Raw genomic sequence first — 23,955 nt, 5'->3', positions numbered from 1 at the left:
GTAGTATCAGTAATATATCTGATCAGTAATCCAGCTCTACCGGCACGGGGTAATCTTGCAATTTGGCCGCTCCGCCCAGCGTCTCACGAAGCGTGGCCGAATAGAGCGTGGTTTCCATTCCTCTAACAAGATTATCCAGTTCGCTAAAGGCAAAGCGTAACGAACGATTATGCGCCCAACTTTCCAATGGCGTTAGGCGGTAAGTGAAGTACACCACCGTCAGTTCCTGATTTACGCGATCGATTTTCTCAATGCTGTTAACCTGCATTCGGCCGTAACACAGGTCGCCATACTGACGCCAGCTCTTCTCACCCACGGGAGATAGACGGTATACCGTATCGGTTCCTTTAGACGTGGCGTATGCCAGCCCAGCCTTCACCAGCGCGTGTAGGCGGCTACTACTCCAAGGGGCATCATCTTTAGGGCTGTATGCAGGCCACTGCTTTTCTCCCAGACATAGCGGCGGCTCTGCATCAAAAAAATCCTGCATCCGTTGCTGGTAATCCTGCTCGCTGAGCTGTGCCAGTACACCAAAGGATAATAACAACCCGCATACGATCAAAAAGGACGTTTTCATTTTGTCAGCACCGCCTCATTCACTTCCTTGTAAGCGCAATCAACCGACTGGTAAGTATTCTGCGTCACTACTCTCTTCCGCTCAGACCATTCGTACAGCGGCACTCCTGGATCATCCAGCGATGTTTTAAAGTCGTAAATCGTTAACATGACTTTTGTGGGCTCAAAGACGTTTTCTCCCTGCTTTCTTGCCGTCACTAGGAAGTAACGCTTTCCAGATAGGAACAGTCGATTATCCTGCACCAGAAAATCCGCCGCCGCGGATAGCCGGTAATCAAACCAGGTAAACGTATTGTTGTTGGCAACTGGCATAATACTGTATCCGCCGTCTGGGCGTCGTACAAAGAAGGTCATCCCGAGATTGGGATGCGAGGTATTATTGTCAAACTGGGCGACAACGACATAGTCTTTCCCGCCGCCCTGATTGAGATCCAACCGGTTAATTCCATCTTTCAACACGACTGAAGATAGTGCAGAGGCAGTGCTGCTAATGGCATAAAGCGCCAACCATCCAATGAATTTATTTATCATCGAGTGCCCTTACCAATCGAAAGCCGATGTCAGACATAAAAAAACCAGGCGTATGCAGATCGCAGCTTGCCAGGCTATGCGTCCGTTCCATATAGCTTCCACCGCAAAAGTAGTACATGGTTTTTCCGCCTTCCACTACGTAGGACTCATTTAACCACTCAGATACATTGCCGCTCATGTCGTAAAGGCCGAGTGAATTAGGGCGCTTCGACGCCACGGACATCGTGCCGAACGACGATGAGCAAGAGGGAAAGTTCGCCACACTACCCGGCTTTTCGCTGCCCGCATAACGATAACCATACGTGGCATCTGCCAATCCCTTCTCCCCGCCTCTGGCTGCCATTTGCCACTCGGCAAGCGTCGGCAAACGATAACCCGAAGCCTGCTGATTCTCGCGTATGAGATTGATGCTATCGTCCTCCGGCACAGCTTTTAGCGTCTTACCGTCGATCGTGAGGTAATAGGGTTGCAGCCGCTGCCGTTCACTGAGTGCATTGGCAAAAATCACCGCGTCCCACCATGAAACATTGGTAACTGGGTGCTTCCCATCATCTTGTTCTGGTGGTAAGCAATCCTCAAAGGTGGCACCATTACAGCCACCGTTTAACTGATAACCGTGTGCTTCCGCCCATTTTTGCAGCGCATGATACTGCTGATAGGTAATTTCCGTTTTCGTCATGGCAAAAGGCGCGATGGAGGTATTGGCATTGGCGACATAGTCTTCTGGACCAAATACGGAGCCCACATAGAAATTGCCGCCTCTGACAACAACCTCATCGGAGGCTAGGATCTCTCCCTGCGCGGATAAAAAGGGGAAAATGCAGCATAGCCCAACGATAAAGTACGTCTTCAACATCATGAGATAGGCTCAATTTCGAGGTGAGAAAGCGGCACAGAGCAACATGGCAGAATATAGCCATCGGCAATCTCCTGGCGTGAAATCCCGCCAGAATGATTCATGTTGACTTGACCAGACGTTAGACGCATTTTGCACACGCCACAATAGCCAGAAGCACAGCGATAAGGCAGCTTGATATCAGCTTCATGAGCAGCACTCAGCACATTTTCATTCGCCAACACCGTAAAATCGATGGTGGTATTACGAATATGACAGTTAAATTTTGACATTATATTCCGCCCACCAGACGGCGCAGTAACTCCTTCCGCAAGAGTTTATTTTCTTTTTTGAATGTTGCTGTAGCAACCGCGTTCTCTTCAATCCGTCGAAGTAAATACGGCAACGATTTGTCGAGGGGGCCATAAGGCAGGTATTTGCATACACGAAGGCCGGTTTGCAATAACGAATAAGTAATATGATCGCCCAGTCCGTAAAGCTGCCCTACCCAGATACGTCCGGCACGCAACGGCTTGCTCTTCATAATTATTGCGAGGCTTTCTTCGTTATGCGTAGCAAAAAACGGGACGATTCGATCCAAACGTTGTGCAATATAGTCCACCGCAGCGTTATAACTACGATCCGTTTCCTGTTTGGTCGCAAAACAGCGTTCACCGCCGTTCACTTTTTTCTCTTCTTCCAGATAAGCACCACGCACAACTTTCACTCCGAGCATAAAGTCATCCTGACAGGCCTGCTGATAGTATTCAGCGAGGAAACGCTGCTGATCTTTCAAATAGAATTGCAGCGTCAGCGTTATTACCGCGCTATCACAGTTAAACTTGCACATCATTTTCAGGATCAGACAATCTACCGCTGGCTGAATCGCCGTTTGTTCAGCGTCCACCATCACTCTCACTCCATGAGTACGGGCATAATCGAATAGGTGTGAGAAACGCGCCACAATACGCAACCAAGCACTAGCCGATGCGTTATCCAGCGCTAATCCTTCGCTTTGTTGGGTATATACGGCAACACTGCCCAATGAGGATGGTTTGATCACGACAAAAGGCAGGCTATCCGTTTGTTGAGACATCTCGATAAGGCGTAGCGTATTCTCCATCGCATTATCGAACTGTACCTCATCATTTTCTCCTTCCACGGCATAGTCCAGCACGCTGGCAATTCCTGCGCGTGCCAAAAGAGTTGCCGTGCTCTGAGCTTCCTCCAATGTTTCCCCACCAAAGTAGATGCTGTTAATTAGAGAGAAAAGCCACCCCTGCGGCCGTGTGAGGCATTTCTTTAGTATAAAAAGTGACAGTCTGCGTGTCAGCTTATGGGTCAGGACCGCTGTCGCACAGTATTTAAAAAACAATGTCCCTGACGTGTAACGATTGTAGGTAGCGTAAAGATCGTTAGGCATGATGGTTCCAGATTAGTGGCAATCCGGCACGTTTCCGTGCCAGAATCATGAAGGTTAGCTCTCAGCGGTTTGTCCACGATATAAACGGCGTATGATGTCGTCATCGTTAAACTCTTCGCGTTCATGAATAACACGGCGGTTGTCCATAATCAGCAGGTCGCCCTCTTCCCAGAAGTGTTTGTAGTAGTAGCGTGGCTGTTTTAGAAATATTCCTAGCTCTTGGAAAAAGGTACAGGTTTCATGTTCGGTGAAACCAACAATTCGTGGTTCCCAGCTAGCCGGTTGCCCTTCATCAAATGGGAAATAAATCAGCATCTTTCTGACCCATCCCAGATCGGTGAAGACCGGTACTTTAAACCAGCCATCCGGTGAGACATCCACGTAATAGCCTCGCTCCAGCACACGAACCTCGAATGTCTCTTCTTCCAGTACGCGCAGCAAGTGGGCAGGCATTTCCTGACAGGCCAAGACATGGTCACATACGGTGGTAGCACCACGGAATTTGACGTTTTTTATCTCGGCAGCGTAGAGGAAAACCTGATCCACCTGTGACAGCAGCAGGCCGCCGTCAGCATGGAAAGGCAGTTGGCCGCGACCGGTTACGATCTTTCCTTTTTCCCCTTCCAGCTTCAACGTATCGCGATAGCCGAAGCCTACGCCGATCTTTTCATCCGCATATTCCACGATCTTACCGTAGGCCGAGTAGATATCGCGGAATGTGTCGCCATCAATGTCGAGGTTTTTAACAACGACAAACCCCTGACGCATGAGCAGATTTTTAATCGTTTCTGTTTTAGCTTCCAGAAAATCTCGATGATCGATATACGCACCAAAACCGGACGCCATAATCGGATTGAATCTCACTATTTCGCTCATTTCCTTCTTATCCTTAATATTTATTGCCAAGAACGTTTTTGAAATGTTCCTGGGCGTCGCGTGTCTGGAACGCAGCCTTATGAACAGCCTTGGAAACGTAACGGGTGTGTTCCAGCAGATGAATGAACGGCTTGTTGACCGCTCGTTTGGTATTAATAAATGCAGATACCGGATAACCAGCAATGACATGCGCCTGTGTAATCGCCACATCCAACAGCGCCGTGCTATCCACCACCTGATTAACCAGCCGGTAATCCATACAGCGTGTGGAATCAAGTGATTGGCACTGATAAATAATTTCCTGCATCGTGTTGAATCCGTGGGTGAATCCCAAAATTGCGGCGCCAACTGAACACCCGATACCATGCTGGAGTTCCGGCATGGCGAAACTGGCCCTCGACGCCATCAGTCGCTGGTCGAACATCAGGGCAAACTGAAACCCCATACCTATCGCATAGCCATCCACCGCAGCAAAAGTGGGCTTATTTACACTCAGTACGGCCTGATACAAATCGATAACACGATCAATCCATTCTTCAATGTCTTCGCTACGTGACAGCTGCTTCACCTCGTTGAAATCCCCACCAGCGGAAAATGAGCGGTCTGCACCGCCGTACACCACGATGGCATATACGCTGTCGTCAGCATTGGCACGAGCCAATGCGTCTTTCACGCTGTTCTCCAACGAGCGACTAAAAGGATTATGTTTGTTCGGATGATTCAACGTAATAATTAGAATTCCATCGGAATTTTCTTCCAAAATCATAATTAATCCTTATTGATCAATTTTTTAAGCTGATATGAGGTGACATCATTAATAGAGAGTCGTCCGCGTAGGAAAGCTTGATAGACACGGTAGGTAAAGCAGCTTTTGGTCTGGTAATTATCAACCCTTGAGCCGAGTACATTAGCGAATGCCTGATTAACAGAAGAACCTTCGTGAATACCGATTTTCTTGCGCCAGACGATGTCTTTAGGCAGCAATTGGAGCGAATCGGCATATTCACGCAGGATGTTTTTGACCTCGTTATCGTAAATCTTGTATGCGGGGTTTAGAGAATGGCACAGCGTAATTAAAGCGCTGGTCCAAAACGGGTGACGAACATCGATGCCGTAGTGGGAAGCCCCTTGAGTAGAGAATTCCCCCGTCCAACGCGTGCGGTATACTTGCTCAGCAAGGAGTTGATTAGGATTATCATAATGCGCTCCCGGTTTCAGTATGCCGCCAAATAGCAAATCGGAACCGTAGCCAGTAAGCATGCAAGATACCTGTCCCTCAGCCTGACGATACACATTGAACAATCCCGACTGGATTTCAGCAGATAAACCATCAAATATTTCGTTGTAATAGATGGACTCGATAATGCCGTTAATGACATCAGCTTCGGAAAGAATTCGCACCTGATGATGCGTGCCGAGCACCTCGGCAACCTGCTGAGAAAACTCAAACTCATTACTGAATTCCGTACCAATCGAATACGTATTCAACTGTTTGAAATGGCGGCTAGCGAGTGCTGTAACCAGACTTGAATCCAGCCCGCCAGAAAGTGGAATACCGACCGTATCAAAGCGCTGCGCCATATCCCCAAGTGGTGCAGTCAGGTAACGTTCAATTAACGTCAACAGCGGTTCGCGCGGCAAAGCTAATAGTTTATTGCCAGCAGGTGTGGTGAGTGTGCGACTCTCGACGAAAGAATAACCTTCGCTATCATGTGTAAACACATGCATCGCACCCGGTTTCAGGCGCTGTGCATTTTTCACTGGCGTGTAATTATCCGCCCGCATCAGTGACTGGCACACCAATGCTTCACTTTCGAACAACAATGCATCTTCGCCTTCTGCCGCAGTAACCAGCTTCAGGCTGTTAGTAATCCACGTTTTCTTCGCCTGCACGACATGAATGGGTGAGAAACCGCGAGACTCGGTGATCACCGTAAGCCCACCTCCCGGTTCGTCAATAAAAAAGCAGAAGTTCCCCTCAGCCAGTACGAGTGCGTTTTCTCCCAAACGGGTAAACAGTAACGCCAACAGCTCGGCATCATTGGCTAGATAAGCCCCACCTTCCCACATCCCAGCCAGCCCTGCCAGAAACGCCCGGTTGTACAACGTACCGAGCAGATAGGCCGATCCTTTTTCTATCTCACATTTCTGATAATCGCTATTTTGTTCAAAAAAAAGATAACCATTACATAATGCTTCGCCTTTTCCATCGAAGTAGTGTTGAATATTATTTATATCTGCGTCACAGCCATTATAAACAATGCAGAAATTATTACTCATAATAGTAATACTCTTTAGCCTAATAAATACATGGGAAGAAATTATTTTTAAAAGTCATCACATACAATAAGCAAGATAAATAAAAATATTAACCACATAAAAGATTAGGCTGTTCAATTTCCTTTAGATAGGGAGATACTATCCTTTTAGATAGGTAACTATCACATACCGAAGATATGATAAAAAAATTAACATTAGTGGACACCTACGTGTTTTATCATCATGGATTCACAGAGAGAATGAAAAATAGGTAATTATTCCAATATGTAGAGAATATATTTTTTAATGAAGGCTCCAATGACTTTTTCATGCAACGCAATCGAATGTGAAAGGCAGATAAGCGTCAGCGACCAGATAAGGTCGCTATTCATCGTGGCACGAGTTTTTTAAATTGCGAATGATGGTGTTAATGCACAATTTTCAGCGTCCTTGCGGTACCGTACATCGTTTAAAACTCTTTGAGTTATCCGCTCTTTGACACCTGGCTTACAGGTTTTGTAAGCAGAAACACTCGGTGGCAGCTACAGCAGCGAAATCTGCCATGGCCGGTCACAGCGGTAAACCAAAGCAGACTGAAAACGGGGCAATGAACATCAATGCTGGCCATGAGAGAAGCCTCAAAAACGAACATTATGCATCAGCCTCAACTAATTGGAGGTGTTACCGAAAAAGGTTTAACTCAAGAGCTTTAGCTATAGCATGGCGGGAATTAATAACGCCCAACTTTCGGACTGAATTGTTAATATGGAATTTAACGGTGACTTCACTAATACCTAATATACGGGAGATTTCTTTGTAAGTTCGTCCACTACTAACCAAGAAAAGTACTTCAGTTTCTCGCGGGGAGAGTAAAGCATTTTTTGGATTATCAGGTGACTTGGATTGATCTTTGATAGCACGCTGGTAGGCCATAACTTTTTCATGCACGTTCATTAGCAGCATCTGCAAATTATTTTCATGATTCTTCATACATTTTTCAAAACTTGCCTCTTCCAAATGATTAGCGATACTCAGGGTCGCCATATTATTATCACAATCGTGCAAGACAAAAGTATAGCCTGAGTTTATATCGTGCTGTACGGAAGAAATAAAGACATCCGGATTCTTAGATCTTAACGTAACAAGATCATTATCATCCCAAGAAAATGGTGCAATGCGCGACAATGAAGCAACAATCACGGGGTCGTCCAGAAACATTTTTTTTCTTCGATACTCATTAATCCACGACTCCGGATAATTAGATATAATATAAGGTTGATCGGCAGAAAATTTTCTCACCATGGAATAAGAAAACCATACATCTCCAACCTCCTTTAGCCTCTTTCTTATAAATGAATAGATTTCGTTATCCATATTCTCCTCTTATCTTATCGATCAAACATTTCTGATAATGGCTATTCTTTTAAATAAAAAGATAACCATTACATAATGCCTCGAATTTTCCACCCAAGTAGTATTGAACATTATTCAAACAGGCGTCACAGCCATTGTAAATAATGCGAAAATTATCACTCATAGTGATACTCTCTTCTTATTAAAAGAGTCAATAATTTACACGATAAATTAATTATATTTTCGTGGTGTATCTTCATTTTCCTTTCATTTTGGCACTTACATAATGAACCGCTTTATGATTTTTAAGCTCAATCACCACTACTTCATTGATAATCAATGAAAAATCGGTGCTGTATCAGCATTCACTAAATCTTAAGCTACAACCGGAGGACTATAGATTGGGATTTTTTTTAATTCAATTACACTCCTTGAATTTTTCTTGATTTATTTTTGATTTATTTTAAAAAAATAAATTCCCTGGAATTATTCAAATTTATTTACAATATTTTTTGTGATAAATCGAGTTCCCCCTAAATGATTTTGCATAATAACGCTATACTTGCAGGAAGTTGCACCCCGTCAGCACTGGCCTCGCGCGATGAGAGAAGTGAAGTATCAATGTGCGAAGTTATTTAGCCTATACCTCCTTCGATCACTGGTTGCTTATTTTAAGTCTTCAGGCCTTTATGAGACACATTTTTCATTACGTTTTAATCGGCAGACAGGGGCATTTTATGTTTCTGGGCCACCAGTCTATGTGGAAACGGAGGTAATCGCGTAGCAACTGCAGACGCCCGCATGACCATTGACACGAATACTCAGTATGTAATTGTGGCGTACTCCACAACCAATAGCGTATGAGTTCAAGGTTCGGCGCGACAGATTCGTCTTTTTGAAAATGTGGCTAGTGCAATTGATATACCGAAGCAGCAAATCCAACTTTATATAACTGAGTAAGTATTGCAGACCAAAATTTCACTTATACCCTACGCAATTCGAATTTTTACCAAACGTTAGCGTTTATCTTTCAAAGAGGCTAGACCAAATACCTCGAGATACGCCACGCGTCTCAGACTCTTTCTATTCCTCCATAAAGGAAACCAGCGGGCGCTCAGTAATAAGGCAAGGACGAAAGCATCGGACGCAGAAACGACACGCCCGATACCCAGACGGCTTAGCTTAACGATTTAGCCCGCCGCATTTCGCCGTACGTTACTCGCCACGCAGCGCCGTAGCAGGAGATTGGCGGTAAGACAGCATCGCGGGGATGGTGAGAACCACGGCGGCAACCAGCAACAGGAGCAGGACGAAGTGGATATCCTCCCATTCCAGCGTCACTGGCAGGACGAAGCCGCTTTTCTCGCTCATGACCACCGCAATCGCACGGGCAGCAAGATAACCCAGCCCGACGCCCAGCAGCACGCCGACGCTCACCAGCGACATCAACCCGCTCCAAATCAGCGTGAAAATGCCGTAGCGCGGCGCGCCAAAGGCACGGAGTGCGCCAATCTGTTTCTGCCGCTGCCGCAGATGGATAACCGCCACCATCGCCACCGCAACACCGACTAACCCCTGCGTACCCAGCGAGATATAAGTCAGCAGTTCACGAATATCGCCCAGCATCGAGTAAAGCTTCACCAGCACTTCGCTGGGAAACACCGCCAGCGTCGTGTTGCTGCGATACAACGAACGCAGTTGATAAGCGCCAGCGATCGTTTTCGGTTTAACGACAATCGCGGGCAAACCAGCCTGATGCGCGTGCCCGTGGGCTTCTGCTTCGCCGTACTCGTCATCGTGTGGAACCGTTACTGGCTGAGCGACAGTAGCATGATGATCATCACTTTCCGCACCTTCCGCTGGATGCGACTCGTTGTGATGCTCATCGGCATGCGCGGTTTCATCATGCGTATGGCCGCCATGTTCACCCTCATGATCATGTTCTCCCTCATGCTCATTGTGGTCGTGATCATCGTCCGCACCATGCGGTGGATGGATGCCGTGTACTCGCCACACCGCGTTCACCGGTACCAGAATCGCTTTATCCCACGCGCTGCCGTCAGCAGGAAAAACACCGACTACGGTGTAGGTGACGTCATCGTGCGCGTGCGCCCCTTCCGTACCCACCTGACCATGAATTGGGCTAAATGTACTCCCAACCGTCAGCCCCGTTTGCGCCCCCACCACGGCTTCAAAACCGTCGTTGAACACACGTCCGGCGGTAAGTGGTCGCTTACCGTTATCCGTGACCAGCGGCGGCGTGGTGCCGACAATCGGCATCCCCTGATAGAAATCACCAAACGCGACCGGTGCCGCCCAGGCGACCAGCGGGTTCTTCTCCAGATCGGTCAACACCTGCGCAGGAATCAGCGTCAGCGCCGACGGTTGTAGGAACACGGACGACAGCACCAGTTGGGTTTCACTCCCCGGCGCGCCGATCACTAGATCGAAACGGTCAGCCGCTTTGGCGCTGCCCATGCGCAGCGCCCTTTCCTGCAAACTCACCGAAATACTTAACGCTGTCGCCGTCGCGATCAGCAACACCACGACCAGCACTCCCGGCCAGAGCCGACGCCAGTCGACCCAGATAAGACGCCAAGGAATCATGCGCGATCCTCCTGATACGGCGTGTCCGCCACAAGGCGTCCTTTTTCCAGTTGAATACGGCGCGACATCTGCGATGCCAGACGCGCATCGTGCGTAATGGCGATAAGCGTCGCCCGGCTATCACGCGCCAGCGTCACCAGCAGATCGGCAATCTGCTCACCGCTCTGCGCGTCCAGACTGGCCGTCGGCTCATCGGCGACGATGATGTCTGGTTTGCTGAGCAAGGCTCGCGCGACGGCCACCCGCTGCTTCTCGCCGCGTGATAGCACTTCAATCGGACGGTTCGCGGTATCCAGCCCGACCTGCGCCAGCAGATCTGCCGCCCGTTGCCTGAGCGCCGCGGGGATCCGCCAGTGGTGAAACTGCGCGGGCAGTAAGACGTTCTCTATCGCACTCAGGCCGGGGAAAAGATGGAAATCCTGCATCACCAACCCGATGTGTTGTGCCCGCCAGCGGTCGCGTTCCGCTTCGTTCATCTGCCAGATATCCTGCTTTTCCCACTGCACACAGCCCGTTCCGCTGTGATCCATCCCGGTGATGGCATTCACCAGCGTGGTCTTACCGGAGCCAGAAGGCCCCATCACCGCGACTCGCTCGCCAGAACGAATAGACAGCGCGGGAATATCCAGCACCGCCTCGGACGTATCGGGGAAGGTCACACTCAGGTGTTGAATCAATAACTCAGCCATCAGCGCTCCTAAAGGGTATCGAACGTGGCTTCACGCAGTCGCAGCAGGCTGACAAAACCCGTTTCAGGGTCGGTCCACGATCCGTGTTCCAGCACACCTTCCACCTCAATCATGGTGTTGTTCTGTACGAAGGTCTGACGTTTGGCAAGGTAAACGACGAGGATATCTTCAGGCCAGTCCGCATCAGACGAACAGAAGGGGCACAGCGCCATCGGCATTTTGGTTAATACAAAGAATTGTGACTCCGCTTTGAGCGGCGGTGCCATAAAGCCGCGCATCTTGACCCGTTTACCGGAGAGCGCTTTGACGTCATTGGAGAATTCCAGACCCAGCACGCCGTAAGAGGCGTACAGCTTATCGAAGGAGAGTTCAGACTGCGCGGCGTTTACTGGGGTGATGCCACCAAGGAGGAGGAGCACCAGCACCGCACGCAACCAAGAGAATAAAAGCGGGGTTGCCCCCGCTTTGCTGCATTTCGCATTATTCATAGCGTCGTAGGATTACTTTTTGTCCTGCGGTTTCACCGCCAGTGCATCAACAATCACCCGGAACAGATCGGTGTTTTCCATGTAACCACGGATACGCTCTGCGCCTGGGCCGCTCGCCTGAATCACCATGTCGTCAACGGCATGAACGCCCGTATCGGAAGAACGTGGCAGAATCCCTTCGCGGAATACCGCACCCTGCACTTTCTCGTAGGCTTTGTTGGCAACGTATTCATCTTTTTCGTTCTTGATAGCAGGAACGAACTGGCCATCCAGCTTCGGACGGAACGTCTCGTAATAGTCAGGGAAGTTGTTGAAGAACACGGCCAGACGTTTAGAAACGTTCAGATCATCCGGATAGCCGTCTTTGTTGGCATCCTTATAGTTCGGGTAGCCCGCATCTTCATACACGCCGACCTTCTCACGCATCTCGGTGCCAGGCTTGTTGTCATCAATGGTTCCGATGATAGACAGACCATGCGTATGGTCGCCCGTCACGATAATCATCGTATCCGGGTTTTTCTCGGCGAATTTCTTGGCGATCGCGACAGACTGATCCAGCATGATGGTGTTAGTGAAAGCGCGTTCCCAATCCAACGGGTGAGACGCTTTGTCGATCAGTGCAGATTCCACCATCAGGAAGAAGCCGTCTTGGTTTTTGGACAGCACATCCAGCGCCGCCTGCGTCATGTCCGTCAGGTCAGGCTGGTTCGGGAATTTCTTGGCGACATCGTTTTTCAGGAAACGACGATCTATCACGCCATCCATGTTGCCGGTGTGGAACAGCCCCAGCAGCTTGGTAGCCTGTGCCGCGTTTTTCTTCAGTGAATCTGCGTCAGTAACCAGTGAATAACCCGCCTGCTGGAATTTCTCAACGTAGTTGGTTTCGTCTTTACGCTTCGAGCCCGGCGTGCTTTTCGGCAGGAAGTAAGCAGAACCGCCGCCCAGCATGACGGTAGGCTGCACGTTGTAGAACATCTCGACGATTTCGGCTTTATCCGCGCGACGGCGGGTATGAGAGACAACTGCCGCTGGCGTGGCGTCCTGAAGTTCAGCATCGCTGACTACGCCGACAGACATCTTGGTAGAACGGGTCAGCAGCTCACCCAGCGTTTCCTGCTTCGGGTGTTCCAGTGAATTTTTGCTACGGCTGACGTACACACCCAGTGCGTTCACACCGGATTTGTGACCGGTCATGTAGGCGCTCATGGTGTTGGCGCTGTCGGCCGCGATAGAGTCGGTACTGGACGTACCGGCAAACGCCATATATTGCAGGTCATCAATCGCCAGACGACCGTCCGCTTTCCCTTCCGTCACCCCTTTGGACAGGATGCGCGCGCCAGTACGGTGCGCAACGGACAGGCCATCGCCGATAAACAGAATCACGTTTTTGGCTTTACGCGTACCAGACGCCGAATAAACCTCCCAGTTCACCTGCGTCTTTTTACCTTTGGCTTCCGCCTCTACCACATACTTGCCTGCTTCCGGCAAGTTCACGTCGCGCAGCCAGATCGTGGACGCGTTGCCGCCATCTTCACGCTCAACAAACGAGGCCGTTTTGCCCAGCACCTGCTGGTAATCCTTGCCGTTGATCAGAATACGGATATCTTCTGGCTTAAGTACTTCATCAAACTCGACTTTAAAATCGAATTTTCCGCCTGCCAGCATGGTGGCACGGTCAATGGGATAAATAGCCTGAGCCTGCACCATCCCCGGTAAAGCAGCAGAAATCAGTAAAGGCAGTAACCAGCGAGCTTTCATTGTTATGTCCTTGGTTGCGTCATTTAGCAGGACATAACGTAGTTACCTTTTTTTACAGTTTGATGAATTTCACCATAAATAGACGGCACAGACGACTTACTTGGCAGAACGTTCAAGGCCTTTCGTCTCCACATTTGGATTCATTTTACGAAAGAACATCCGCCGATAGTCAGAGGGCAACGTGCCTAACTGAGCGCTAAATTGTTGCCTTAAAGATAAGGAGGTTCCAAAACCGGCTTCACCCGCGATACATTCAATAGGCAAATCAGTCGTTTCCAATAGCTCTTGCGCTCTGACAACTCGCTCAGCATTTAGCCATTTGGTTACCGTACTGCCAGTGGATTCGCGGAACCGTCGAGTAAACGTTCGCCTGCTCATCTTTGCCCTTTCAGCCAGAAGATCAAGTGAAAGCTCGCTGGCCAGATTCTGTCTCGCCCATGTCAACACATCAGACAGATGGGCCTCGGTAGCAAGCCGGGGGACAGAGTGTTCAACATATTGTGCTTGCCCCCCCTGCCGATGCGGAGGGGTCACCAAGAGCTTTGCGGTGCGATTTGCCGTTTCAGCGCCGTACCGCTGCATCACTAAATGCAAACAACAGTCAATCGCTGCCAGGGTTCCCGCAGAGGTCATGATGTTGTCGGTACTGGCGTATAGCACTTCGGGCCGAAAACGAGCCTTCGGGAATCGTTGTGCAAAAATATCGCGCGCGATCCAGTGCGTAGTCGCCTCTCTCTCATCAAGTAAACCGGCATCGCCGAGCACAAACGCACCTAAACATAAACCCACAATCAGCTTGCCTTGGGCATGGGCGAGTTGAAGCACCTCCACTAGTTGTGTTGATGCCACAACCGCAGGATCGCCCCAGGCCGGAATGACGATGACATCAGATTCCCGCATGAGCTCAAGCCCGTGCAGAACGGCTATAGCAATGCCCTGGTCGCTCTCTATCATGCCAGGTACCTCAGCGCAGTAGCTGACCTCGTATTGAGGTTCATTCTGCGCGGTTTTAACGGTTCCGAATACCAGCCCAGGCACGGAGAGATGGAACAGGCTTACACCATTGAAGGCGAGCACCGCAACACGTATGGAGGACATCGGTTAGACCCTGTTTGAATCTTGATGGCCCAATTCTATCTAAACATGTCATTTAGGTCACTGTTTAACGTTTGGGGATTGAGCAAAAATAGACTCCTTGAATAATCAACAGGACTAATCAAATGAAATTCAAAACGCTTCCCCTCGTACTATGCATCGCTTTTGGCACAGTCACCGCACCGGTGTTGGCAGGAGAAAGCGACACTCTGGCCTCCGCTGCAACGCATAAAGTAGAAATGCAGCAGGTTCGTAATGCAACAGTGAAAATCACTTACGCAGGCACGACATTCTTGATCGATCCGATGCTAGCTAAAAAGGGTGCTTACCCTGGGTTTGAAGGTACCTATCGCAGTAACCTCCGCAATCCGCTGGTGGATTTACCAGAATCGGCAGATAAAGTCATCTCCGGTGTTGATGCAGTCATCGTTACTCATACCCATCTTGACCACTGGGACGATGCGGCACAAAAAGCATTACCTAAAGACATACCGTTGTTTGCTCAGCATGAGACGGATGCGCAGTTGATTCGCTCTCAAGGTTTCAAAGACGTGCGTGTACTGACTGATGAAGCTGAATTCGGCGGAGTAAAAATCACCAAAACGGGTGGTCAGCATGGCACAGACGAAATGTATGCCGTTCCTGCTCTCGCAAAACCTCTTGGTGAAGCCATGGGCGTCGTTTTTCAAGCGAAAGGCTATAAGACCCTTTACTTGGCCGGTGACACTATCTGGCGTAAAGAGGTAGACCAGGCCATTGAGACGTATCACCCCGAAGTCATCGTACTCAACGCCGGGAAAGCAAAAATGACCGGATACGAAGGTGCAATCATCATGGGTGAGGAAGACGTGCTGCGCGCGTCACAGGCTGCGAAAAACGCGAAAATCGTCGCGGTGCACATGGATGCAGTTAATCACATGTCCTTGACCCGTGAAGAATTACGGGCTTATGTCAAGAAGCAGGGTATTGAGAGCCGCGTGGATATCCCAGAAGATGGCGCTTCGTTGGCGTTTTGATTTAAATCACATTGCACCGTAGTAGTCAGCCGCGAGTGATGACCTGCAAACTCTTCGGTGCTCAGTTGGAGAATGGATTAGTAAACAACCCACTCCTGCACACACTATGTGAGGGGCCAGCACGAGTCTCTGCCTTCACAAAACATCACGTTGATAATTTGACTGGAGATCGTTTATGAAACGAGGCCTTGTAGTCGTTGATCTACAAAACGAGTATCTGCCTACTGGAAAATTGCCGTTGTCCGGTATCGAAGCCGCTGTAGCGAATGCTAGCAGGGTAATTACCCATGCACGAAATACCGATATTCCCGTTTTCCACATACGGCACGAAGCCGATAGCAACGATGCTGGGATATTTCTCAAGGGATCCGACGGCGCCCAGATTCAGTCAGCCGTCGCCCCGGATGGCAAGGAACCCGTAATCGTCAAAAAATACATCAACGCCTTCCGAGAAACGGATCTCAAGAAGCAGTTGGATGCTTTCAATATTCAAGATATCGTCGTCGTAGGAGCAATGAGCCACATGTGCATCGACGCTGTAGTACGTGCGGCGGCGGACATGGGTTATCCGGTTACTGTGCTACATGACGCCTGCGCCACCTTGGATCTTACGTTTAATGGCGTGAACGTGCCTGCCGCTCAAACACATGCGGCGATGATGGCCGCTTTTGAGTTCGGCTATGCTACCGTTAAGTCTGTGGAGGACTACCTCTCGGCATAAAGCCCGATGGAGCCATTTTCATCATGAACATGGCTCCATCATGCCTTCTCCTTCAGAGGAAAGCGGCGGCTAGCATGCCACCGATCACGCCCGTCCCCACAGCATGCTGACTGGCTGAGCCTGCACCGCTGCTGGTCGCCATCGCGTAACTTAAATTATTTAGAATATAGGGTAAGCAGGAAAACTCAGAGAACCTACAACTTCAAGTATGACGGGGATAAAAGCAAAAACCAGCACTGTCGTTATATTTCCCCTAATCAAGAGCGACTGCCGCCATAATAATTTCTTTTTTATCAGGGTAGACACTCAGATAAACGTCATATTCACTATAAGACAGCGAACGCCAGCGGATAGTATTAGCATCAATATTTTCAGGAATAAATCCTTTAGCTATTAAATAGCTTTCCAATTTTAATTGGTCAGCTGCCCCCATAAAAAATATTATATTTGTCTCAGGTTTGTTACCATCATGGGCTGAATAGGTTATGTAATAATTCTGAGAGACAAGGGGAGCCTCCCTTATAACTTCCATTGAGAAGAAATGGTTATAAAACCAATTTTCCTTTGTATAAGAAAGACTATCAATAGTCATTAGTTTAATTAATGCACATATTGCCATCGCCATAAAAGCAAAAAAAAAACAATCCCCTTATTAATCCCCATAGACCCTCTCATTGTTTAAATATACTCCAAAATCACTGTCATTTACAATTACGACATCACCAGAATCGAAATTTGAATATGGCTTCACTGATTTCATAAAATTGGGTAATTCACCTAGATAAGGCCTTGCGTTTGGTGATTTTGATGGATCAGGAAACAACAAAGGCCTAAACCCTTTATTCTTAAAGTTGCCAATAGCACCATAATAATCCCATCGTTTAATTGACTCACTTTTGCTAACAGGCTTTAAGTCAGAAAGATAATTTTTACCATGGATTGCTCGATAAAACCCAAGCAAATCGGACACAAGGTCTTCTCCACTAAAGCCACTGTCTGTAGCCCAGCTAAAAGGCCAACTATCTTGCATTCCTTCAAATGCTATGCCCGTTCTCATCATCATAGCAAGAGCGATACTATGGCGTTCAGATAGTAAGCGTCCTCGGCGTATTTTCCAAAGACTGTACTTAGCAGTACCTGCCAGCTTTCGTTTAACGAACATGTTTTGTTCATAACGAATATGATAAAACTTATCGAGCTTACTTTCACCTAATTCCATTTGAGACAAAACACTCCTGATATCATCACCTGATGCATGCCCCAAGTCTACCCAACCTAATATTTCGGTGTAAATGATACCATACTTCGCTGATATTACCTGATTGACATCCAATATTTCTGATCGCTTACTCATTTACTTTATCCGTCCTTGGATTTCTAAAAATCAATAAATTGAATCACTCCATAGCATATAACTACTCGTACGAGCAATAACATGCTCCAATGTTATTGATGAAAATTTAAATGATACATTTTCCTGAGGTTGACCATCATTATCCGTCAATGAGTGGGGATAAAAATAACGAATATCGTTAACAATCGCATCTTTTAAAGATATTTTAAAAAAAACTTCATGCCCACCCAAGGATGACGTTCTATACAATGAAAATTCGCAATTTAATTTTTCTTTATCATTCAAAGCCTGAGCTAAAAGCGGTGTGGATTTATCTATTGGTTTTCTTATATCAACAGGATGAAGAGATACATTTTCCAATCGCGTAAATTGATTCATTAACTCATATATGAAAATTTCATCCTCATGCCCTGATTGATATTTATTACCAATCGAATCTACCGAGGATGCGCCTGCCGATATGAGGCCTTGTCTCTCACCGTTAATTTTTAAATAGATAATACTAGCCATTTACTACTCCTATTCATTCCATTGAAAGTTAATACATCCTAAATAAATTTCCATCATAAAATATTTTAAAGATCAAAGATAATATCATTACTGCTTTTACTTATCAGTCGCATATTTAATTATCATAATTATGAAATATTGAATAAATAATTTCACACATATTTATTTGGTAGCACGCTGTAATGAATGTACTCGCCAGTTTCAGGTTAATTGCATCACACACAAACGATGGAATTGTTGTCTGACCACGCACCGTTAAGAGAATAGTCAGACAAGTGCATTACTCGTCTTTATTAATGACGAAGGCAGCCACTGTGACCCCATCATGCCTTCTCCTTTAACGGAAAGCGGCGGCGCACGACGACAAAGAACAGCGGCACAAAGAAGATGGCGAGGAAGGTCGCGGCTACCATGCCACCGATCACGCCAGTTCCCACAGCATGCTGACTCGCCGAGCCTGCACCGCTGCTGGTCGCCATCGGCAGGACGCCGAAGATAAACGCCAGCGATGTCATCAAGATCGGCCGCAGTCGCTGACGGGAGGCTTCCAGCGTGGCCTCAACCAAATCCTTCCCTTTCTGGTTCATTTCGTTGGCAAATTCCACGATCAGGATAGCGTTCTTCGCTGATAGCCCGACCACCGTCAGTAGCCCAACCTGAAAATAGACATCGTTTTCCAGACCGCGTGCCCAGGTTGCCACCAGCGCCCCCAGCACGCCCATCGGCACCACCAGCATGACGGAGAACGGCACCGTCCAGCTTTCATACAGCGCGGCCAGACACAGGAACACCACCAGCAGCGAAATGGCATACAGCGCTGGTGCCTGCGCCCCGCTCAACCGCTCCTGCAACGACATGCCCGTCCATTGCAATCCAAAACCTTCCGGCAGTTGCGCCACCAGCGATTCCATAATATTCATCGCCGTACCGGTACTGACACCCGGTGTCGCCTCACCAACAATCTCCAGCGATGAATAACCGTTGTACCGCTCAAGACGTGGCGATCCGGTTTCCCAAACGGTTTGCGCAAACGCGCTGAACGGTACCATGCCACCGCTGTTGTTACGCACATACCATTTACTGACGTCGTCCGGCAGCATGCGGAACTTCGCCGCCGCCTGAACGTAAACTTTTTTCACACGACCACGGTCAAGGAAGTCATTCACATAGGTCGATCCCCAGCCCGTTTTCAGCGTGCTGTTAATGTCATCCACCGACACGCCAAGCGCCTGCGCTTTGCGCTGATCGATATGAATCCGCAGCTGCGAGCTGTCGTCCAGACCATTGTGACGCACACGTGTCAGCTCAGGATTACTGTCGGCCATACTTAACAACCGATCCCGCGCTGCCATCAGTGCGTCGTGCCCCAGCCCACCGCGATCCTGTAGCTGCATACCGAAACCCGCGGCACTCCCCAGCCCGTTAATCGATGGCGGGCTGCTGGCGAACACGCGCGCTTCCTGAATCTTGCGAAAGGCTTTGGTCGCGCGTTCGATCACGGCAAACGAGCTGCTCTCCGGCGTCGTGCGTTCATTCCAGTCTTTAAGGCGCACAAACAGCCGCGCGACGTTCTGCCCATTTCCACCCGGCCCCGAGCCGATGGTGGAAAACACAGACGTCACGGTGTCTTTTTCCTGCGTGAGATAGTACTGCTCGACCTTGTTGACCACCTGTAAGGTCTGCTGCTGCGTCGAGCCCGGCGGGAGCTGTACTTGTGTCGTGAACACGCCCCGATCTTCCTGCGGCAAAAACGAGGTCGGCAGCCGGAAAAACAGAAAGGCCATAATCCCGATGATGCCCATATAAAGCAGCAGCCAGCGTCCGCTGCTAATTAATATCTTGCCGACGCCACGCTCATACTTCAGCGACGTGCGGGTAAAGCTCTGGTTAAACCAGCCGAAGAACCCTTTGCGGCCATGGTGTTGGCCCTTGGCGAGCGGCTTGAGCAGCGTCGCACACAGCGCAGGCGTCAGCGTCATCGCCACCAGCACCGATAGGATCATTGAGGTCACAATCGTGATAGAGAACTGACGGTAGATCGCTCCCGTGGTGCCACCAAAGAAGGCCATTGGCACAAACACGGCGGACAGCACCAGCGCAATCCCGACCAGTGCCCCTTGCACCTGACCCATCGATTTTCGCGTCGCATCGCGTGGCGAGAGCCCTTCCTCGCTCATTACCCGCTCTACGTTTTCCACCACCACAATGGCATCATCGACCAGCAGGCCAATCGCCAGTACCATCGCGAACATCGTCAGGGTGTTCAGGCTAAAGCCGAAGGCATACAGCACGGCAAATGTGCCGAGCAACACCACCGGCACCGCAATCGTGGGAATCAACGTGGCGCGGAAATTCTGTAAAAACAGGTACATCACCAGAAAGACCAGCAGCACCGCTTCAAACAGGGTTTTCACCACATCGGTAATCGAAGCTTTTACAAAGGGAGAGGTTTCGAAGGCGATTTTGGCTTCTAGCCCGTGCGGGAAGTATTGCGACAGCTCCTCGATACGTTCTCTGACGCGCTTATCCGTTTCCAGCTCATTCGCGCCAGACGCCAGCGTCACCCCCAGACCGGAGGCGGACTGACCGTTGAAACGACTGAGAAAATCGTAGCGTTCGGCACCAAGCTCGACTTCTGCGACATTGCCGAGCGTCACGGCAGAGCCGTCTTGATTGACGCGCAGCGTGATATCACGAAACTGCTGTGGCGTCTCTAACAGCGATTGTGCGTTGATCGTAGCGTTCAGCGCCTGATTATCCACCGACGGTACACCGCCGACCTGCCCTACCGAGACCTGGCTGTTCTGCGATTCGATGGCCCGTACCACGTCGCTGGTGGTCAGCGCATAATCCATCAGTTTGGCCGGATCCAGCCAGATGCGCATCGCATACTGCGATCCATAGGCAGAAACCTCGCCCACCCCGCTGATGCGGCTGATCGGCTCCTGAATATTTGTTGCGACGTAATCGGCGATGTCCTGTTTGTCCATACTGCCATCGGTAGAGACAAACGCGACCATCAGGATATTGGTATCGCCAGTTTTACTGACGGTGACGCCCTGCTGCTGGACTTCCTGCGGCAGTTTGCGGATGGCGGACTGAAGCTGGTTTTGCACCTGCTGGCGGGCTTCATCGGGATCCGTGCCAGCCTCGAAGGTCAGCATAATTCGGGACTGGCCGGTGTTGCTGCTGTCCGAGGACATGTACATCAGGTTATCCAGCCCAGTCATGCTCTGTTCGATAACCTGTGTAACGGTATTTTCCAGCGTCTGCGCCGATGCACCGGGGTAGCTCGCCGTGATCCGCACGCTGGGCGGTGCCAGATCGGGATACTGTTCCAGCGGCAATGACTTGATGGCCAACATACCGCACAGGCTGAGAAGGATAGCCAGCACCCACGCAAAAATGGGACGGTCGACAAAAAAGTTCGCCATCTCTCCTACACTCCTCAGCCCTATTTTGACGTGGCTGCTTCACGAGCAGCCTACTTATTATCAACCGGAATAGATTCACTCAACCCAGAGAAAAACCCTGCGCACAGGGTGCCAAGTTACCTTAACTGCCGACGTCAGCTAAATCGTGGAGAAATTGAGGAGAAAATGTAAATTATCGTCGGCTACGCCTGAGCGAACGCGATCACCTGCTCGATAAAAGCATCAGGATGCGAGATAAACGGTGCATGCGCAGCCTTTGGAATCACTACCGAAGTTGAGTCCGACCACTGATCATCCAACAACCCAGCCACCTTGCGTGGTACTAGCCCATCTAAGGCACCATAGAGCCGCAGGAACGGCACGGCCAAGTCAGCTAACGGCTGGCGTAAATCCGCTTCACGCAAAATGGCCAGCCCGCCGTTTAATACCTCGACTGACGGCATCGGCTGTTCCAGCACCACACTTTTTAACAGTCGGGCATCCTGCCGTGCGCTTTCCGTTCCCAGTGTTTGCAGCGCCAGAAACCGTTCGACCGTACGCTGGAAATCTTCACTGAGCTGCTGTTGAAACCCCTGCAAGACGTCTGGCTTGATTCCCGGCCAGCCATCCTGTGCGCCGAAACAGGGCGACGACGCCACGGTAATCAGCTTTTCCACCCGCGCAGGGGCGCTCAGTGCAATCTGGCTGGCAACCAGTCCGCCCAGCGACCACCCTAACCAAACGGCACGCTCCGGTGCCTGCGCCAGCACGTAGTCTGCCATGTCGCTCAGCGACATCGGCCCAAATCCCTGACTTCTGCCATAGCCCGGCAGATCGACCAGATGCAGACGAAAATGCGGAGCGAGTCGCGCAATAATGCTTTGCCATACCTGCGCATTCAATCCCCATCCGTGCAGCAACACAAGATCCGTGTTTCCTGCGCCTTCGGTCTGCCAATACAACGCCGCCATCAGTTATCTTCCTTTCTCAGGGAACCCCTTAACGCTTGCATGGGGTCAATATATTTCAGGGAAAACCGTATTTAGGGAAAACGATCTTTAAGGAAAACAATGTTAACCATCTCCGCACGCTGCTGGCTATGCTTATTGCCGCTTCATCACAGCCAGCAGGGTATTTGCTCGTACTGCCAGCGCCATTTGCCCCGCTTGCCTATCTGCTGCCCGCGCTGTGGTTTGCCCTCAGCCGACACCACGCATCAGTGCGGACGCTGCCTACAGAACCCGCCGCCCTGGCAATCGATGACCTTTATCAGCGACTACGCGCCACCGTTCAACACGCTGCTGAAGCATTTCAAATTTCACGGTAAAACCGAACTGGCAGCGGTACTCGCCCGACAGCTGTTATTGCGCTGGCAGATGACCTACCGCGAACGAAAGCTCACCGGACACGTTCCCCTGTTTCGCCCTGACCGCCTGTTTACCGTTCCCCTGCACCGGAACCGCCAGTGGCGGCGTGGCTTCAACCAGACCGAGCTGCTCGCTCGGCCTCTCGCCCGCTGGCTGAACTGTACTTACGAGCCACGCGAATTGCAGCGCACCCGACGCACGCCGCTACAGCAAACGCTCAGCGCCAGCGCGCGGCGGCGAAACCTACGGGGCGCGTTTTCCTGTGATGTCTCGCTGTCTGGGCAACAGGTGGTTTTACTGGATGATGTGGTTACGACGGGTAGTACCGCAGCCGAAATCAGCAGGCTGCTGCTGGCCCAAGGTGCAGCGGGCGTTCAGGTCTGGTGTTTGTGCCGAACCTTGTAGTCGGGGGGAGGATGGGCGTATTATAACCGATAAGTGCAGTCAACTATCGAGCTTACTATTATGATCCGTATTACCGATGCTGCTCAGGAGCATTTCCTGAAACTGTTGGCAAAACAGGAAGAAGGCACACAGATTCGCGTATTTGTTATCAATCCAGGTACGCCAAACGCCGAGTGTGGCGTGTCGTATTGCCCGCCGGATGCCGTAGAAGCCAGCGATACCGTACTGAAGTTTGAAAAGATTTCCGCCTACGTGGACGAACTCAGCGCACCTTATTTGGAAGACGCTGAAATCGACTTCGTGACCGACCAGCTAGGTTCTCAGCTCACGCTGAAAGCGCCGAACGCCAAAATGCGTAAAGTGGACGACAGCGCCCCGCTGATGGAACGCGTGGAGTATGTGCTGCAATCGCAGATCAACCCACAGCTGGCAGGCCACGGCGGCCGTGTGACGCTGATGGAAATTACCGATGACGGTCTGGCGATTCTGCAATTTGGCGGCGGCTGTAACGGCTGTTCTATGGTTGACGTCACGCTGAAAGAAGGGATTGAGAAAGAGCTGCTGCAAACCTTCCCTGAGCTGAAAGGTGTGAGAGACCTCACCGAACACCAGCGCGGCGAGCACTCCTACTATTAATCGTCTCCCCTGCTGATTTCTCTGTGCTTTTCCTCCCCGACTC

The 23,955-nt window shown here is 49.9% G+C and carries 23 protein-coding genes; 4 read left to right on the top strand and 19 right to left on the bottom strand.

Annotated elements, in window-relative coordinates:
* Positions 1-22 precede the first annotated feature (22 nt).
* The 14 genes from K7X24_RS09760 to K7X24_RS09695 form a co-directional block, all read right to left on the bottom strand.
* Entirely contained in the window at positions 23-577 is a 555-nt protein-coding gene (locus K7X24_RS09760; protein WP_224554581.1) for a carbapenem biosynthesis protein CpmH, read from the bottom strand.
* Positions 574-1,107, bottom strand: coding sequence for a carbapenem self-resistance protein CarG family protein (locus K7X24_RS09755; RefSeq protein ID WP_224554579.1), 534 nt, complete (start codon positions 1,105-1,107; stop codon positions 574-576). Before K7X24_RS09755 ends, K7X24_RS09760 begins: the two co-directional genes overlap by 4 nt.
* Positions 1,097-1,966, bottom strand: coding sequence for an SUMF1/EgtB/PvdO family nonheme iron enzyme (locus tag K7X24_RS09750; protein WP_224554577.1), 870 nt, complete (start codon positions 1,964-1,966; stop codon positions 1,097-1,099). Before K7X24_RS09750 ends, K7X24_RS09755 begins: the two co-directional genes overlap by 11 nt.
* Positions 1,963-2,235 carry a 2Fe-2S iron-sulfur cluster-binding protein gene (locus K7X24_RS09745; RefSeq protein ID WP_224554575.1) on the bottom strand — a complete coding sequence of 91 codons (273 nt, stop codon included), beginning with the start codon at positions 2,233-2,235 and terminating at the stop codon, positions 1,963-1,965. The genes K7X24_RS09750 and K7X24_RS09745 overlap by 4 nt, the downstream gene beginning before the upstream one ends.
* Positions 2,235-3,365, bottom strand: coding sequence for a proline dehydrogenase family protein (locus K7X24_RS09740; protein ID WP_224554573.1), 1,131 nt, complete (start codon positions 3,363-3,365; stop codon positions 2,235-2,237). The genes K7X24_RS09745 and K7X24_RS09740 overlap by 1 nt, the downstream gene beginning before the upstream one ends.
* A 54-nt stretch (positions 3,366-3,419) precedes the next feature.
* Positions 3,420-4,241: a TauD/TfdA dioxygenase family protein gene (locus K7X24_RS09735; protein ID WP_224554572.1), complete on the bottom strand. Its 822-nt coding sequence runs from the start codon at positions 4,239-4,241 to the stop codon at positions 3,420-3,422.
* Between the two features lie 13 nt (positions 4,242-4,254).
* Positions 4,255-5,007 (bottom strand): enoyl-CoA hydratase/isomerase family protein, encoded by a 753-nt coding sequence (locus tag K7X24_RS09730; protein ID WP_224554569.1) that lies wholly within the window; start codon positions 5,005-5,007, stop codon positions 4,255-4,257.
* Between the two features lie 2 nt (positions 5,008-5,009).
* A complete protein-coding gene (locus tag K7X24_RS09725) occupies positions 5,010-6,521 on the bottom strand; it encodes a carbapenam-3-carboxylate synthase domain-containing protein (RefSeq protein ID WP_224554568.1) in 1,512 nt (503 codons plus the stop codon).
* Between the two features lie 660 nt (positions 6,522-7,181).
* Positions 7,182-7,874, bottom strand: coding sequence for a helix-turn-helix transcriptional regulator (locus tag K7X24_RS09720; RefSeq protein WP_224554566.1), 693 nt, complete (start codon positions 7,872-7,874; stop codon positions 7,182-7,184).
* Between the two features lie 1,194 nt (positions 7,875-9,068).
* A complete protein-coding gene (locus K7X24_RS09715; protein WP_224554564.1) occupies positions 9,069-10,460 on the bottom strand; it encodes an FtsX-like permease family protein in 1,392 nt (463 codons plus the stop codon).
* Positions 10,457-11,149: an ABC transporter ATP-binding protein gene (locus K7X24_RS09710; protein WP_224554562.1), complete on the bottom strand. Its 693-nt coding sequence runs from the start codon at positions 11,147-11,149 to the stop codon at positions 10,457-10,459. Before K7X24_RS09710 ends, K7X24_RS09715 begins: the two co-directional genes overlap by 4 nt.
* 8 nt (positions 11,150-11,157) lie before the next feature.
* Entirely contained in the window at positions 11,158-11,637 is a 480-nt protein-coding gene (locus K7X24_RS09705; protein WP_010299388.1) for a hypothetical protein, read from the bottom strand.
* 12 nt (positions 11,638-11,649) lie between these two features.
* Positions 11,650-13,395 (bottom strand): alkaline phosphatase, encoded by a 1,746-nt coding sequence (locus K7X24_RS09700; protein WP_103971774.1) that lies wholly within the window; start codon positions 13,393-13,395, stop codon positions 11,650-11,652.
* Between the two features lie 96 nt (positions 13,396-13,491).
* Complete coding sequence (locus K7X24_RS09695) at positions 13,492-14,493, bottom strand: GlxA family transcriptional regulator (protein WP_010299393.1); 1,002 nt, start codon at positions 14,491-14,493, stop codon at positions 13,492-13,494.
* Positions 14,494-14,615: 122 nt separating this feature from the next.
* Between K7X24_RS09695 and K7X24_RS09690 the strand changes: the two genes are divergently transcribed.
* Together K7X24_RS09690 and K7X24_RS09685 are read left to right on the top strand one after the other, a co-directional pair.
* On the top strand, positions 14,616-15,506 hold the full coding sequence (locus tag K7X24_RS09690; protein WP_318013136.1) for an MBL fold metallo-hydrolase: 891 nt from the start codon (positions 14,616-14,618) through the stop codon (positions 15,504-15,506).
* 175 nt (positions 15,507-15,681) lie between these two features.
* On the top strand, positions 15,682-16,227 hold the full coding sequence (locus K7X24_RS09685) for a cysteine hydrolase family protein (protein WP_010299396.1): 546 nt from the start codon (positions 15,682-15,684) through the stop codon (positions 16,225-16,227).
* Positions 16,228-16,480: 253 nt separating this feature from the next.
* On the opposite strand, the gene K7X24_RS09680 is transcribed toward K7X24_RS09685, so the two are convergent.
* From K7X24_RS09680 to bioH, 5 genes are all read right to left on the bottom strand, one after another.
* Positions 16,481-16,819, bottom strand: coding sequence for a hypothetical protein (locus K7X24_RS09680; protein ID WP_224554560.1), 339 nt, complete (start codon positions 16,817-16,819; stop codon positions 16,481-16,483).
* A 60-nt stretch (positions 16,820-16,879) separates the two neighbouring features.
* Entirely contained in the window at positions 16,880-17,581 is a 702-nt protein-coding gene (locus K7X24_RS09675; RefSeq protein ID WP_224554558.1) for a hypothetical protein, read from the bottom strand.
* A gap of 30 nt (positions 17,582-17,611) precedes the next feature.
* On the bottom strand, positions 17,612-18,091 hold the full coding sequence (locus tag K7X24_RS09670; protein ID WP_224554557.1) for an Hcp family type VI secretion system effector: 480 nt from the start codon (positions 18,089-18,091) through the stop codon (positions 17,612-17,614).
* A 323-nt stretch (positions 18,092-18,414) separates the two neighbouring features.
* A complete protein-coding gene (gene acrD, locus K7X24_RS09665) occupies positions 18,415-21,525 on the bottom strand; it encodes a multidrug efflux RND transporter permease AcrD (RefSeq protein WP_127031431.1) in 3,111 nt (1,036 codons plus the stop codon).
* A gap of 182 nt (positions 21,526-21,707) precedes the next feature.
* Complete coding sequence (gene bioH, locus K7X24_RS09660; protein WP_103862672.1) at positions 21,708-22,475, bottom strand: pimeloyl-ACP methyl ester esterase BioH; 768 nt, start codon at positions 22,473-22,475, stop codon at positions 21,708-21,710.
* 99 nt (positions 22,476-22,574) lie between these two features.
* Here bioH and gntX point away from each other — a divergent pair, with 99 nt between their 5' ends.
* Positions 22,575-23,276 carry a DNA utilization protein GntX gene (gene gntX / locus K7X24_RS09655; RefSeq protein WP_039492048.1) on the top strand — a complete coding sequence of 234 codons (702 nt, stop codon included), beginning with the start codon at positions 22,575-22,577 and terminating at the stop codon, positions 23,274-23,276.
* Between the two features lie 60 nt (positions 23,277-23,336).
* Positions 23,337-23,912: a Fe-S biogenesis protein NfuA gene (nfuA, locus tag K7X24_RS09650; RefSeq protein WP_039304954.1), complete on the top strand. Its 576-nt coding sequence runs from the start codon at positions 23,337-23,339 to the stop codon at positions 23,910-23,912.
* The last annotated feature ends 43 nt before the right edge of the window (positions 23,913-23,955 follow it).

The sequence above is a fragment of the Pectobacterium versatile genome (genome assembly GCF_020166435.1).
Classification (GTDB): domain Bacteria; phylum Pseudomonadota; class Gammaproteobacteria; order Enterobacterales; family Enterobacteriaceae; genus Pectobacterium; species Pectobacterium versatile.
The sequence above is the reverse complement of the archived record's forward strand: the minus strand, read 5'-3'. Positions and strand labels throughout refer to the sequence as shown.